A 13201-nucleotide genomic window follows, 5' to 3' on the forward strand; every position below is an offset into this window, starting at 1 on the left:
GAGCTGATCCGCACTGCGGCGAGCCTCGCTCACCGTGGCCGCGTTGATCTCGTCCGCGCCGCGGACGGCGCAGGCCGCCCTTCCATGACGCGGTGGGTTTCGTGTGCCGCGTTCCTCGATGTCGGCGGCGGCGGGCACGGGGGCCCGCGAGGCGTACGGACCCGGCCCGCGTCCGGCGAAGCGCCGTCACGTGGACGGCGGCAGGAGCTGTTCGGTCCAGATGGTCTTGCCGCGCAGGGTGTGGCGGGTGCCCCACCGTTCGGTGAGCTGGGCGACGAGGAGCAGGCCGCGGCCGCCCTCGTCGTAGACGCGGGCGCGGCGCAGATGGGGAGCGGTGCTGCTGGCGTCGGAGACCTCGCAGATGAGGCTCGTGTCGTTGATCAGCCGCAGCTGGATGGGCGCGCGGGCGTAGCGGATGGCGTTGGTGACGAGTTCGCTCACGACGAGTTCGGTGACGAACGCCATCTCCTCCAGCCCCCATTGCGCGAGCTGTTCCGTGGTGAGCTTGCGCGCGTGGGCCACCATGGCCGGGTCGAGCGGCAGCTCCCAGGTCGACACGCGGGAGGTGTCGAGGCCGTTGGCGCGGGCGAGCAGCAGCGCGACGTCGTCGTCGGGAGTGTCGGGCAGCATGGTGCCCATCACGTGGTCGCACACGTCGTCCAGGGACGCCGACGGGCCGTTCGTGAGCGCCGCGGCCAGCCGCGCGGCGCCCGCCGCGAGCTCGTCCTCGGGCACGCGGTCGTGCTTGCCCGCGCCGATGAGCCCGTCGGTGAACAGGGCGATCATGCTGCCGTCCGGCAGGTCCAGCTCCGTGGACTCGAACGGCAGACCGCCGAGGCCCAGCGGCGGCCCGGCGGGGAGCGCGGGCACCTCGACCGCGCCGTCCGGGCGCACGACCACGGGCGCCGGGTGTCCGGCGCGGGCGATGGTGCAGCGGCGGGCGACCGGGTCGTACACCGCGTACACGCAGGTGGCGCCGATGTTCCCGGCGTCGGCGCGCTCGCCGTTCCCGGAGTCCCCCGCGGGCCCGTCCGGGTGCTCCTCGCGGTCGAGCCGCAGCACGAGGTCGTCCAGGTGGGTGAGGAGTTCGTCGGGCGGCATGTCGACGTCGGCGAGGGTGCGTACGGCCGTGCGCAGCCGGCCCATGGTCGCGGACGCCTGGATGCCGTGCCCGACCACGTCGCCCACCACGAGCGCCACGCGCGTCCCGGACAGCGGGATCACGTCGAACCAGTCGCCGCCGACGCCCACCCGCGCGTCGGCCGGCAGGTAGCGCGAGGCGACGGTGACCGCCGCCTGCCGCGGTGTGCGCTGCGGCAGCATGCTGCGCTGCAGGGTGAGGGCGGTGTTGCGCTCACGGGTGTAGCGCAGCGCGTTGTCGATGGACAGCGCCGCCCGTGCGGTGATCTCCTCCGCCAGGATCAGGTCGTCGGGGTCGAACGGGTCGGGCGTGCGGTGCCGGACGAACTGCGCGAGCCCCAGCGTCGTGCCCCGGGCGCGCAGCGGGACCACGATGAGCGAGTGGATGCCGAAGGCGTGCGCGGAGCGCGCGTGCGGCGGGTCCGCGTGGAGCCACTCCTGGACGTCCTCGTCCTCGATCCAGTGGCGCGACGCCCGCCCGGTGACCAGCGCCCGCGCCATGGGCGACTCCTTGGGATAGCGGTCCGGCTGCCCGGGGGACACGGAGGTCTCCGGCGCCCCGTCCAGGACGGAGTCCTGGGCCGCCCGGCGCAGGATCACCGGACCGGACGCACGCGGCCCGGCGTCCGTCGCCTCGTCCAGGACGGCGTCCAGCAGGTCGACGCTCGCGAAGTCGGCGAACTGCCCGAGGACGACCTCGGTGAGCTCCTCGGCGGTGCGTATGACGTCCAGCGTGGTCCCGATCCGCACGCCGGCCGTGTTGACCAGGCTCAGCCGCTTGCGCGCCTTGTACTGGGACGTCGTGTCGAGCGCGGCCACGGACACGCCGCGCACGTGCCCGGCCGGGTCCTTGAGCGGATAGAGGTACACCGACCAGGCGTGGGCGCGGGTCTCGCCGGGGGCCTGGGTGAACGTCTCGGCGGTCATCCGCTCGCCGGTCTCCATCACCCGGTCCATCAGTTCCTCGAGCTTCTCCGACCGGCGTCCGGGGGAGAACTCGACCACCCGCAGCCCGATGACCTCCTGCTCCGGGACCCCCATCACGCGGCGGCCCTCCGCGCTGCTGCCGATCAGCCGCTTCTCGTGGTCGTACACACCGAAGACCGCGGGCATCTGGTCCAGGGCCCACTCCGCGAGCGGTATCCCGGGCTCCTCCGCCATGATCGCCCACTCGCTGCCCAGCGGGGCGGCGTCGACCTCGGCCCCCACCGCGTGGCCCTGGCGGTGCCGCAGCAGCAGCCGGCCGCGCCATTCCTCCTGCCGCTTCAGGCTCCGCAGCGCGGACAGCGGGAGTTGCCCGGCGAGCAGTGCCCCGGCCGCCCGTCCCACCACCTCGTCCCGCCGGTACCCCAGCAGCCGCGCGGCGCCGGGCGTCCACCCGGTGACGACGCCGCTGGCGTCCACGGCGGCCATGGCGGCCCTGGCAACGGACTGCCCGTCGTCCATCGGTTCTTGTACCGGCATCGCCGACGTCCTCGCCTGGTCGGTTCCGAGGCCCGGACCCCGCGCCATCCTTCCCAGCATCCCACCGGGGGCAAAACGTCTCAAACAGACGCCGGGGCTCGGGGCTCGGGGGCCGGGGGCCGGGGGAGCGTCAGGGAGCGGCGGAGGTCGCCGCCTCGGCGGCGCCCGGCCGGGCGGGCCGCTCCGCGTCGGGCCGTTCCACTCCCAGGGCGTCCTGGTCGGAGACGAAGAGCGCGGCGACCGCGGAGATCAGCGCGAGCCCGGCGCACAGGACGAAGCCCGCGTGATAGGCCGTCAGGTTGGCGGTCGGCGTGCCGTCGGCGCCCAGCACGGTGGTGCCGACGGCCGCGAGCAGGGTGGCGATCACGGCCGTGCCGAAGGCGCCGCCGAGCTGGCGCTGCATGTTGAAGACGGTGGCGGCCCGCCCGGTCGAGGGGGCCGGGACGGTCGCGAAGGCGGCGTTCTGCGCGGACATCATCACGTGCCCGATGCAGTAGCCCAGCACGAACAGCACACCGCGCAGCGTCCACTCCGACGTGGCGGCGGTGAAGCCCGCCATGACGGCCACGCACAGGCCCATGCCCGCCGAGCCGCCGACCATCAGCCAGCGCGGCCCGATGCGCCGGTACAGACGGGGCGCCACCTGCGCCGCCGCCATCACGCCCAGCGCCTCGGGGAAGGTGGCCATGCCGCTGCGCAGCGCGTCGAAGCCGAGCGCCTCCTGCAGGAACAGCGGGTACAGCCAGACCGTGCCGAGGAACACGGCGCTCAGCGGGAACATCACGATCGTGTTGGCCCGGAACAGCCGGTCCCTGAAGAGCTCCAGGTCCAGCATCGGCTTCGCGATGCGCCGTTCCACCGCCACCATGGCGAGCAGCGCCGCGATGCCGAACACCAGCGGCACGAGGACGCCGGCCGTGCCCCACCCCTGGTCGGGGCCCTCGGTGAAGGCGTAGAGCGTCAGCGACAGACCGCCGCCCGCCAGCAGGAAGCCCGTGAGGTCGAAGCGGCCCGGGGCATCCACCCGGTAGTCCGGCAGGAACAGCAGGCCGAAGGCGACGGCCGCGGCGCCGATGGGCAGGTTGACCAGGAAGACCCAGTGCCAGGACACGGCGTCCGACAGCCAGCCGCCGAGCACCGGGCCCACCGCGGGGGCGACCGCGGTGGGCACCATCAGCGCGCGCTGCGCCTTGATCCGCTTGGCCGGCGGATAGGCCCGGAACAGCATCGTCTGGCCGACCGGCGTGAGCAGACCGCCGCCCGCGCCCTGCAGGATCCGGTACGCGGTGAGCTGGTCCATGCTGGTCGCGGTGGCGCACAGCGCGGAGGCGCCGGTGAAGACGACCAGCGCGGTCAGGAAGGTCCGCCGGGTGCCGTAACGGTCGCCGAGCCAGCCGGCGACGGGGATGAACACCGCGAGGCTGACCAGGTAGCCGATGTTGATCGCGCCGAGGCCGGAGGCCGGGACTCCGAAGTCGTGGCCGATCGCGGGGACCGCCACATTGACGATCGTCGTGTCCATGATCGCCATGAAGAGCGCGGAGACGAACACGACGGCTACCGCGGTCGTCGGCGGAATCGTCCTGCGGGCCACGGGGGATCTCCTCGCTCTCGCCGCCGCCCCCGCGCGGTCGCCCGCGCCCGGACGGCGCCTGCCGGCCGGGCCGCCCTCACGGACCGTGCCCAGCCGGTCACAGCCTCCAGCTAAACCCGGGCCGCCGCCGTCCGCACCCCGGGCGCATCCGGATGCGCGTCCCGCGGCCCTGACGCACTGGTACAAAAGAACAGGCGACCCGAACCCCGTCCGAGGAGGCCGTCTTGGAAGCGACGTACGACGGCCCGCCCGGCGGCACGGCCCGATGGGTGGAACTGGCCGAGGTCGACAACATCCGCGACCTCGGCGGGCTGCCCGTCCACGGCGGCGGCAGGACCCGGCGCGGCGTGGTGTTCCGGGCGAGCACCCTCCAGGACGCCACGGCGGACGACGTGGAACTGCTCCTGGGGCGTTACCGGTTGCGGACGGTCGTCGACCTGCGCGGCCCGGACGAGGCGGCCCGCGAGGGGCACGGCCTGCTGGCGGACACCGCCGTGCGCCGGGTCAGCCTGCCCGTCCGCCGCGTGCAGGCTGTCGTGACCGACGCCGTGCCGGCGGTGCGCGGCGAAGCGGTCGACGACACGGCCGGCTTCTACGAGGGCCTGCTCGACGGCAGCGGCGCGTCCCTGGTCGACGCCGCGCGGATCGTCGCCGACACCGACCAGCACGCCGTCGTCTTCCACTGCGCCGTCGGCAAGGACCGCACCGGCGTTTTGGCCGCCCTGCTCCTCGACGCGGTCGGCGTGCCGGCCGACGCCATCGCCGCCGACTACGCCCTCACCGCGCAGCGCGTCGTCCGCATCCGCGAGCGCCTCGCCCGGCTCCCCTCCTACCGGGACCTGCCCGCCGTCGAGCACCACTACATGGCCTCGAAGCCGCAGGTCATGCAGCACTTCCTCGACACCCTCAGGACCCGCCACGGCGGCGCCGGCCGGTGGCTGCGGGAGCGCGGCCTGACCGGCGCCGAACTCGGCCGCCTCAAGGGCGCGCTCGTGGCCGGGCCCGAGGGCTGACGGCGGTCAGTCGAGGCCGAGCGCCTTCAGGGCGGCCGCCTCCTTCTCCTGGGGCAGCCCCACCGTCGGACGGTCCGGGCGCTGCGGCGCCACCCCGCCCAGGGAACGCAGCCACGACCACGTGTCGGCGACCGTCTCGCCGACGGGGCGGCAGCGCAGACCGGCGGCGACGGCACGGGAGACGTCGCCGGCGTGCAGGGTGTCGTACAGCTCGCCCGGCGGCAGCCAGACGGGGAGTTCGGACCACGGTTCGATCCCGGCGTCGAGCACCGCGGAGGGCTCGGCCCAGCGCAGGTCGGCCTCTCCGCCCGTCACCGCGACGCAGGTGTCGAGCAGTTCACCCATGGTGGTGTGCCCGCTCGGGCTGACGAGGTTGTACGCGCCGCCCCGTCCCGCCGCGGCGGCGTCCAGCGTGAAGGCGGCGAGGTCGCGCGCGTCGATGTACTGCAGGGGCAGATCGCGCGGCCCGGGGGCCAGCACGGGGCCGCCGCGGGCGATGCGGGTGAGCCACCACGGCAGGCGGCCGATGTTCTCGTACGGGCCGAGGATCAGACCTGCCCGGAGCAGCAGCGCGCGGTCGCCGAACGCGCCGACAGCGGCCAGTTCGCCGCCCCGCTTGGCCCGCGCGTAGTCGACGTCCGCGCCGTCGTCGGGCGACGCGTCGACCACCGGGCCGTCCTCGTCGAGCCTGGCGGGCGCGGGGTAGGTGTACACCGAGCGGCTGGACACGTAGGCGTAGCGCCCGGCCCGGCCCGCCAGCAGGGCGGCGGTGTCCCGTACCGCCGACGGCGCGCCGGACCAGGTGTCCACCACCAGGTCCCACTCGCCGTCCGCGAGCGGCGCGAGGCCGCCTTCGGCGACCCGGTCCCCGTGCAGCGCGGTGACCCCGGGCGGCGGCGAATGCCGTCCCCGGTGGAACACCGTGACCTTCTCGCCACGCGTCAGTGCCTCCTCCGCCACCGCGCGCCCCACGAACTCCGTACCACCCAGGATCAGCACATTCATGACGCCACTGTGCCGCCCCGCGGGCCTGCGCGGGGGCGGTCACGCTGTGAGCGCAACCGCGGGGCTCACGCGGCGCGGTCCGTGCGGAGGAGTTCCGCCGTCAGGTCCGCGAGGCGGCGCCGGAACTCCGCGTCGTACGCCTCGGCCGAGGCCCGCGCCTCCTGCTCGCCGTCGAAGTACCGGCCGGTGACGCCGGCCAGTTCGGGAGCGTCGACGAGGCGCCGGGTGGCGGCCACTCCCTGCTCCAGGGAGTCGACGACGTCCATGCCGGACGCACGGGACATGGCCGTCGGCATGTAGGACGCGGGGTGGAGGCTGTTGACGGTGACGCCGCTGCCCGACAGTTCCTCGGCGAGGTCCAGTCCGTGGCCGATCAGGGCCAGCTTGGAGCGGCAGTAGGCGGCGACCTCGGTGTAGTCGCGGGTGAGTTGGGGGTCGCCGAAGTCGATCGGCTGCTGCCCGACCGAGGCCACGTTGACGACTCGGGAGGGTGCCGAACGGCGCAGCAGCGGGAGCAGTTCGCGGGTCAGGAGTACGGGCGCGAGGTAGTTCACGGCCAGGCGCAGTTCGTGCCCGTCCTGGGAGGTCAGCCGGTCGGTGCCGGTGGCGTGGAAGCCGACTCCGGCGTTGTTGACGAGCACGTCGAGCCGGTCGTGGGCGGCGGAGACGTCGGCGGCGAGCCGCCGGACCCCGGCGAGCGAGGAGAGGTCCGCCCGGTAGGCCTGTGCGCCGGTGGCCGCGGCGACGTCGGACAGGCGGTCCGGGTCGCGGCCGTGGAGCAGGAGGGTGTGCCGTCCGTCGGCGGCCAGGTCCTCGGCGAGGGCCCGGCCGAGGCCGTCGGAGGCGCCGGTGATGAGGATCGTTGCCATGGTGTGCGCCTTTCGGGGCGGGCGGCATCGTGGGCGCCGCCGGGGGTGGGTGGGGACCGAACCGTCAGCGGAGGGTCTTCAGCAGCGCTTCGGCCAGCGGCACCGAGGAGGCGGGGTTCTGCCCGGTGTGCAGGTTCCGGTCGACGACGACGTGCGGCCCCCAGGGCTCGCCCGCCGAGTACTCGCCGCCCAAGGCGACCAGTCGCTCCTCCAGCAGCCAGGGCAGCCGGTCGGCCAGCCCGCCCTGTCGCTCCTCCGCCGTGCTGAAACCGGTCATCCGGCGGCCGGCCAACGGCGAACGGCCGTCCGAGTCCTGTGCGGCGAGCAGCGCGGCCACCCCGTGGCAGACCGCGGCGAGCGGCGTCCCCTGCGCCAGCACCGCGTGCAGCAACCGGGCGGAATCGGCGTCGTCGGCCAGGTCCTCCATGGGGCCATGACCGCCGACGTAGAAGACGGCGGCGTAACGCGTGGGGTCGACGTCGGCCAGGGCCAGCGGGTGGCCCAGTTCGGGTGTCGCGTGGAGGGCGGCAATGGTCGTCGCGGCCGCCTGGCCCCCGTTGAACTCGGGCCGCAGGCTCACCGGGTCGACGGTGGGGACGACGCCGCCAGGGGTGGCGACGGCCACGCGGTGGCCGGCGGCGGTGAAGGCCCGGTAGGGGGCGGTGAACTCCTCGGCCCAGTAGCCCGTGGGGTGCTCGGTGCCGTCCGTCAGGGTGAGGTGGTCGCTGCCGGTCACCACGAGAAGTATCTCTGACATGTCGGTATCGCTCCTGGTCGGCCCCCGGGTGCTCCCGGGGGCGGGGGTCGCGGCCACCGGTGGTCCGGCGGCGGAACGGTGTCGACCCTAGGCAGCCCATCCATTGGCAAGCCAATAGGATGACTGTCATGGATCATCAGAATTCCGATGGGAAAGCCGGCGGTGAGGAGTCGATTCCGGAACCCGGCGGGCCCTTGGACCTCGGGCTGCTGCGGACCTTCCTCGCGGTTCACCGGGCGGGCTCCCTCACCACCGCCGCCCGGATGCTGGGGATCTCCCAGCCGACGGTGACGGCGCAGGTGCGGACGCTGGAACAGCAGCTCGGCCGGCAGCTCTTCGAGCGGCTCCCCCGGGGAGTGACCGCCACCGGCGTGGCCGACGAGCTCGCCGGGCAGATCGCCGGACCGCTGGACGCCCTGGCCGAGGTCACGCAAAGGAGCCGCGCCGGACTCGAAGCCCCGCCGGAGCCGGTCCACTTGGGCGGTCCCGCCGAGATGGTGGCCGCCCGCGTGCTGCCAGCCCTGGCACCCCTGGTCGCCCGGGGCCTGCTGCTGCGCGTGACCACGGGCCTCGCCGACGACCTGCTCGACGGTCTGCACGCGGGGCGGTTCGACCTCGTGCTGTCGGCCGTACGGCCGCGCGGCCGCACGCTGGCCGCGGTCCCGCTGATGGACGAGGAGTTCGTCCTGGTGGCGGCGCCGGACTGGGCCGAGCGCATCGGCCCGCTCGGGTGCGAGGACCCGGGCCCCCTCCGCGACGTCCCGGTGGTGGCGTACGCCGAGGACCTGCCGATCCTGCGCCGGTACTGGCGGCACGTCTTCCGCACCCGTCTCAGCGCCCGGCCCGCCGTCGTGGTGGCGGACCTGCGCGCGGTCGTGTCGGCCGTCGTCGCCGGTGCGGGGATCAGCGTCGTGCCCCGCTACCTCTGCGGGGCGGAGTTGGCCTCCGGGGCGCTCGTCGCCCTGCTCGCCCCGGACGACCCGCCCATCAACACCGGCTACCTGGCCGAGCGTGCGGGTGCTCCCGCCCGTCCGGCGGTCACCGCGGTGCGGGAGCGGCTGCTCGGGGCGGCCCGCTCCTGGTGACGGCGGGCGCCCGCCGGCGGCGCCGGGCGTGGTGCGTTCCGTGCGGGTGGGTGTAGAACGGCTGGTCCATGCCCGCCCCGGACCCCGCTTGGAGCGTGCCCCATGTCCCGACCCCATGCCGACCTGGTGTTCCCCGGCGGCCCGGTCCACACGGTGGACGCCGTGCTCGGCCGTGCCGGCGGTGTCGCGGTGACGGACGGCCGGATCACCGCCGTCGGCCACGACGAGGTCCGCGAGTTCATCGGCCCCGGTACCGAGGTCGTCGACCTGGCCGGACGGCTGCTGCTGCCCGGATTCCAGGACGCCCACGTCCATCCGCTCGGCGCGGGCCTCGAACTCGGGCAGTGCCATCTCGCCGACGCACGCGAGGCGGGGGAGTACGTGCGGCTGGTCCGCGCGTACGCCGACGCGCACCCCGGCGCGGAGTGGATCACCGGCGGCGGCTGGTCGCTCGAGGCGTTCCCCGGCGGCAATCCCACCGCCGCCCTCCTGGACGCCGTCGTCCCCGACCGTCCTGTCTTCCTGCCCAACCGCGACCACCACGGGGCCTGGGTCAACTCCCGTGCCCTGGAGCTCGCCGGGGTCACCCGGGACACCCCGGACCCGGCCGACGGCCGCATCGAGCGCGACGCGTACGGCAATCCCACCGGCATGCTGCAGGAAGGCGCCCAGCACCTCGTCGGCCGTCTGCTGCCCGCCGTCACCCTCGCAGAGCAGAAGGCCGCGCTGCTGCGCGCCCAGTCGGTACTGCACGCTTTCGGCGTCACCGCGTGGCAGGACGCCATCGTCGGCACGTACGCCAACATGACCGACCCCGTGCCCGCGTACCACGCCGTTCTCGACGACGGGCTGCTCACCGCCCGCGTGGTCGGCGCCCTGTGGTGGGACCGGGACCGCGGCGCCGAGCAGATCCCCGAACTCCTGGAACGGCGTGCGGCGGTGAGCCGCGGGCGGTTCCGCGCCACCACCGTCAAGATCATGCAGGACGGCATCGCGGAGAACGGGACCGCCGCCCTGCTGGGCCCCTACCTCACCGCCTGCGGCTGCGTCTCCGGCAACAGCGGCATCAGCTTCGTCGACCCGGCCGACCTCGCCAAGTACGTCGCCGAACTCGACGCCCACGACGTCCAGGTGCACTTCCACGCCCTCGGGGACCGCGCCGTCCGCGAGGCCCTGGACGCGGTCCGCGCCGCACGCGCCGCCAACGGCTTCCGCGACACCCGGCACCATCTGGCCCACCTCCAGGTCGTCCACCCCGACGACGTCGCCCGCTTCCGCGAACTCGGCGCCGCCGCCAACATCCAGGCCCTGTGGGCCGCCCACGAGCCCCAGATGGACGAACTCACGCTGCCCTTCCTCGGCCCCGAACGCGGCGCGTGGCAGTACCCCTTCGGCGACCTCCTGCGCTCCGGGGCGGCCCTCGCGGCGGGCAGCGACTGGCCGGTCAGCAGCCCGGACCCGTTCCAGGCCCTGCACGTCGCCGTCAACCGCCGTATCCCGGGCGCCCCCGACGGCACCCCCGCCTTCCTGCCCGGGCAGCGCCTCGACCTCGCCGCGGCGATCGCCGCCTACACCGCGGGCTCCGCCCACGTGAACCACCTCGACGACACCGGCACCGTCACCCCGGGCAAACTCGCCGACCTCGTCGTCCTCGACCGCGACCCCTTCACCGGCCCACCGGAGGCCATCGCGGACACCCGCGTCCTGCAGACCTTCGTCGACGGCCGCCGCGTGTACGCCGCCGCGGACGCGTGAGACTCCTTGCGGCCCGGCGACGTCCGGGTGACCCCGCCGCGTCCTCCGCCCGGGTACGCCCGGCCCCCGGACTTCGCGGGCGAGCCGGCGGCGGCACCCGCGGGCGCGCCTTGCCCGCCTCCAGGTGTTACGTATAACGTTGGCGCATGTCCCGCATAGCCCTGGTCACCCTCGTCGTCCCCGACCAAGACGAGGCCATCGCCTTCTACACCGGCCCCCTCGCCTTCGAGCTGGCCGAGGACGAGCCGCGCCCCGGCGGCGGCCGGTGGGTGGTGGTGCGCCCGCGCGGCGCCGGGGAGGGCAGCGGGCTGCTGCTCGCGCGGGCGAAGAACGAGGCGGAGCTCGCCCGTGTCGGCGACCAGACCGGGGGGCGGGTCGGCTTCTTCCTGCACACCGAGGACTTCGCCGGCGACTACGCGCGGATGCGCGCCGCCGGGGTGACCTTCCTGGAGGAACCCCGCCACGAGACGTACGGCTCGGTCGTCGTCTTCCAGGACCCCTGGGGGAACCGCTGGGACCTCCTCCAGCCCGCCGCCCCCACGACCGCCGACCAGGAGCACACCGCGTGACCACGGCCACCCCCGACACCGCCACCGACCTCATCCGCCGGCTGCCCAAGGCCGTGCTCCACGACCACCTCGACGGCGGCCTGCGCCCGGCGACGCTCGTGGAACTGGCCGGGCGGATCGGGCACACGCTGCCCGTCACCGACCCCGCCGCGCTGGCGGCCTGGTACTACGACGCCGCCAACTCCGGCGACCTGGTCCGCTACATCGCGACCTTCGAGCACACCATCGCCGTGATGGGCACCCGCGAGGGCCTGCTGCGCGTCGCCGAGGAGTACGTGCTCGACCTGGCCGCCGACGGCGTGGTCTACGGCGAGGTCCGCTACGCCCCCGAACTGCTCGTCCACAGCGGGCTGGCGCTCGCCGAGGTCGTGGAGACCGTCCAGGAGGGCCTGGCCGCGGGCATGGCCAAGGCCGCCGCGGCGGGCACCCCGGTCCGGGTGGGCACGCTGCTGTGCGCGATGCGGATGACCGACCGCAGCCGCGAGGTCGCGGGCCTGGCCGTGACCTACCGGGACGCGGGGGTCGTCGGCTTCGACATCGCCGGTGCAGAGGACGGCTTCCCGCCCGCCGACCACCTGGCCGCCTTCGCGTACCTGCGCGGGGAGAACGTGCCCTTCACCATCCACGCCGGCGAGGCCCACGGCCTGCCCAGCATCCACCAGGCCGTGCAGGTCTGCGGGGCGCTGCGGATCGGCCACGGCGTCCGGCTGGCCGACGACATCGTCGACGGCAAGCTGGGCCGCCTCGCCCACTGGATACGCGACCGCCGCATCGCCCTGGAGGTCTGTCCCACCTCCAACCTGCAGACGGGCGCGGCGGTCTCCGTGGCCGACCACCCCATCACCCTGCTGCGCGACCTGGGCTTCCGGGTGACCGTCAACACCGACAACCGCCTGGTGTCCGGCACGACGATGACGCGCGAGATGGAACGCCTCGTCACGGAGGCCGGCTGGACCGTGGCGGACCTGCGGACGGCGACCGTGGACGCCCTCAAGAGCGCCTTCATCCCCTTCGACGAGCGCAACGCGCTCATCCGCGACGTCGTCCTGCCGGGCTACGAGGCCGCGCTCGCCGGCGGTCGCTGACCGCCCCCTCCCGACGGGCCGGGTGCCGTGGCGCCCTGACGTGCCGTCGGCCCTGACATGCGGGCACCTGGGGTGTGCCGCAGCATGGAGGGGCCGGTACGGGCAGGCGGGAGGCGCCATGGACGGGGACGACGCTGACGCGTCCGGGGCCGCGCGCGGAGCGGGGAAGCACGCCGCGCGGCGGCCCTCGGGCGGGCGCGCCGGGGTTTTCTTCGCGTTCGTGCCGTGGATCGCCTTCGACGTCGTCGCCGGGCCCAGCACCTGGAAACTCGCCGCCCTCGTGGGCCTCGTCGCGTCCGTCGTGCTGAGCGTGCCGGACGCCGCGCACGGCAGTGTGAAGCTGCTGGACGTCACCGGCATCGTCTTCTTCACCGTCATCTCGCTGCTGGGGCTGTCCCTGGACCGGCAGGACCTGCTGTGGCTGGAGACCTATGCCCAGGTGCTCGCCAACGCGGTCATCGCGGCCGTCGCCCTGGGGTCGCTCGCCTTCGTGCCCTTCACCGAGCAGTACGCCCGCGAGTCGACGCCCCGGGAGGTCTGGGGCACGCCCGCCTTCCAGCGCGCCAACCGGGTGCTGACGCTCGTGTGGGGCGGGGTCTTCCTGGTCACCGCGGTCCTGGGGCTGGTCGCCGTGCACGTCACCGCGGGCACGGACTGGCTGAACTGGGTGGTCCCGATCACGCTGCTGGTGCTCGCCGTGCGGTTCACCAACTGGTACCCGGAGTACGTGCACGAGCAGGTCCGCAGGGGCGGGGGCGCACCGGACCGCTGACCTCGTCCGTCCCCTTCGCCGCGCTTCGTGCGCCCTTGACTTCGTCCGGCGCCCTGCGAAGGATGGCGGTCGCTCGCCTTGTCCGCCCGCCCC

General features: G+C 74.5%; 11 protein-coding genes. 6 read left to right on the top strand and 5 right to left on the bottom strand.

The features are described from left to right. Nucleotides 1-186: 186 nt before the first annotated feature. The gene (locus ACFYXS_RS16420; RefSeq protein WP_389248467.1) at nt 187-2604 is read right to left on the bottom strand and encodes a SpoIIE family protein phosphatase; all 2418 of its coding nucleotides are present in this window, start codon (nt 2602-2604) and stop codon (nt 187-189) included. A 130-nt stretch (nt 2605-2734) separates the two neighbouring features. After that, nucleotides 2735-4198: an MDR family MFS transporter gene (locus ACFYXS_RS16425; protein ID WP_389248469.1), complete on the bottom strand. Its 1464-nt coding sequence runs from the start codon at nt 4196-4198 to the stop codon at nt 2735-2737. A gap of 224 nt (nt 4199-4422) precedes the next feature. Here ACFYXS_RS16425 and ACFYXS_RS16430 point away from each other — a divergent pair, with 224 nt between their 5' ends. Next, the gene (locus ACFYXS_RS16430) at nt 4423-5211 is read left to right on the top strand and encodes a tyrosine-protein phosphatase (protein ID WP_389248471.1); all 789 of its coding nucleotides are present in this window, start codon (nt 4423-4425) and stop codon (nt 5209-5211) included. Between the two features lie 6 nt (nt 5212-5217). On the opposite strand, the gene ACFYXS_RS16435 is transcribed toward ACFYXS_RS16430, so the two are convergent. The 3 genes from ACFYXS_RS16435 to ACFYXS_RS16445 all read right to left on the bottom strand — a co-directional run bounded on the left by ACFYXS_RS16435 (nt 5218) and on the right by ACFYXS_RS16445 (nt 7842). After that, entirely contained in the window at nt 5218-6216 is a 999-nt protein-coding gene (locus tag ACFYXS_RS16435) for an NAD-dependent epimerase/dehydratase family protein (protein WP_389248473.1), read from the bottom strand. Between the two features lie 65 nt (nt 6217-6281). Beyond that, nucleotides 6282-7085 carry an SDR family NAD(P)-dependent oxidoreductase gene (locus ACFYXS_RS16440; protein WP_389248475.1) on the bottom strand — a complete coding sequence of 268 codons (804 nt, stop codon included), beginning with the start codon at nt 7083-7085 and terminating at the stop codon, nt 6282-6284. Between the two features lie 64 nt (nt 7086-7149). Next, nucleotides 7150-7842, bottom strand: coding sequence for a type 1 glutamine amidotransferase domain-containing protein (locus tag ACFYXS_RS16445; RefSeq protein ID WP_389248477.1), 693 nt, complete (start codon nt 7840-7842; stop codon nt 7150-7152). 128 nt (nt 7843-7970) lie between these two features. On the opposite strand from ACFYXS_RS16445, the gene ACFYXS_RS16450 reads away from it, so the two are divergent. From ACFYXS_RS16450 to ACFYXS_RS16470, 5 genes are all read left to right on the top strand, one after another. Next, nucleotides 7971-8927, top strand: coding sequence for a LysR family transcriptional regulator (locus tag ACFYXS_RS16450; protein WP_389248479.1), 957 nt, complete (start codon nt 7971-7973; stop codon nt 8925-8927). Nucleotides 8928-9029: 102 nt separating this feature from the next. Continuing rightward, nucleotides 9030-10682 (top strand): amidohydrolase, encoded by a 1653-nt coding sequence (locus ACFYXS_RS16455; RefSeq protein ID WP_389248481.1) that lies wholly within the window; start codon nt 9030-9032, stop codon nt 10680-10682. 146 nt (nt 10683-10828) lie between these two features. Further along, a complete protein-coding gene (locus ACFYXS_RS16460) occupies nt 10829-11251 on the top strand; it encodes a VOC family protein (protein ID WP_389248483.1) in 423 nt (140 codons plus the stop codon). Continuing rightward, nucleotides 11248-12336 (top strand): adenosine deaminase, encoded by a 1089-nt coding sequence (locus tag ACFYXS_RS16465; RefSeq protein ID WP_389248485.1) that lies wholly within the window; start codon nt 11248-11250, stop codon nt 12334-12336. Before ACFYXS_RS16460 ends, ACFYXS_RS16465 begins: the two co-directional genes overlap by 4 nt. Before the next feature lie 118 nt (nt 12337-12454). Next, nucleotides 12455-13108, top strand: a complete 654-nt coding sequence (locus ACFYXS_RS16470; protein ID WP_389248487.1) for a hypothetical protein — start codon at nt 12455-12457, stop codon at nt 13106-13108. Nucleotides 13109-13201: the final 93 nt, after the last annotated feature.

Source organism: Streptomyces sp. NPDC002574, assembly GCF_042889545.1.
In the GTDB taxonomy this organism is placed as follows: domain Bacteria; phylum Actinomycetota; class Actinomycetes; order Streptomycetales; family Streptomycetaceae; genus Actinacidiphila.

What these genes read in the sequence shown, in the direction of transcription:
- ACFYXS_RS16420 (WP_389248467.1), bottom strand. Translation starts at nt 2,604, where the DNA reads ATGCCGGTACAAGAACCGATGGACGACGGGCAGTCCGTTGCCAGGGCC.
- ACFYXS_RS16435 (WP_389248473.1), bottom strand. Translation starts at nt 6,216, where the DNA reads ATGAATGTGCTGATCCTGGGTGGTACGGAGTTCGTGGGGCGCGCGGTG.
- ACFYXS_RS16440 (WP_389248475.1), bottom strand. Translation starts at nt 7,085, where the DNA reads ATGGCAACGATCCTCATCACCGGCGCCTCCGACGGCCTCGGCCGGGCC.
- ACFYXS_RS16445 (WP_389248477.1), bottom strand. Translation starts at nt 7,842, where the DNA reads ATGTCAGAGATACTTCTCGTGGTGACCGGCAGCGACCACCTCACCCTG.
- ACFYXS_RS16450 (WP_389248479.1), top strand. Translation starts at nt 7,971, where the DNA reads ATGGATCATCAGAATTCCGATGGGAAAGCCGGCGGTGAGGAGTCGATT.
- ACFYXS_RS16455 (WP_389248481.1), top strand. Translation starts at nt 9,030, where the DNA reads ATGTCCCGACCCCATGCCGACCTGGTGTTCCCCGGCGGCCCGGTCCAC.
- ACFYXS_RS16460 (WP_389248483.1), top strand. Translation starts at nt 10,829, where the DNA reads ATGTCCCGCATAGCCCTGGTCACCCTCGTCGTCCCCGACCAAGACGAG.
- ACFYXS_RS16470 (WP_389248487.1), top strand. Translation starts at nt 12,455, where the DNA reads ATGGACGGGGACGACGCTGACGCGTCCGGGGCCGCGCGCGGAGCGGGG.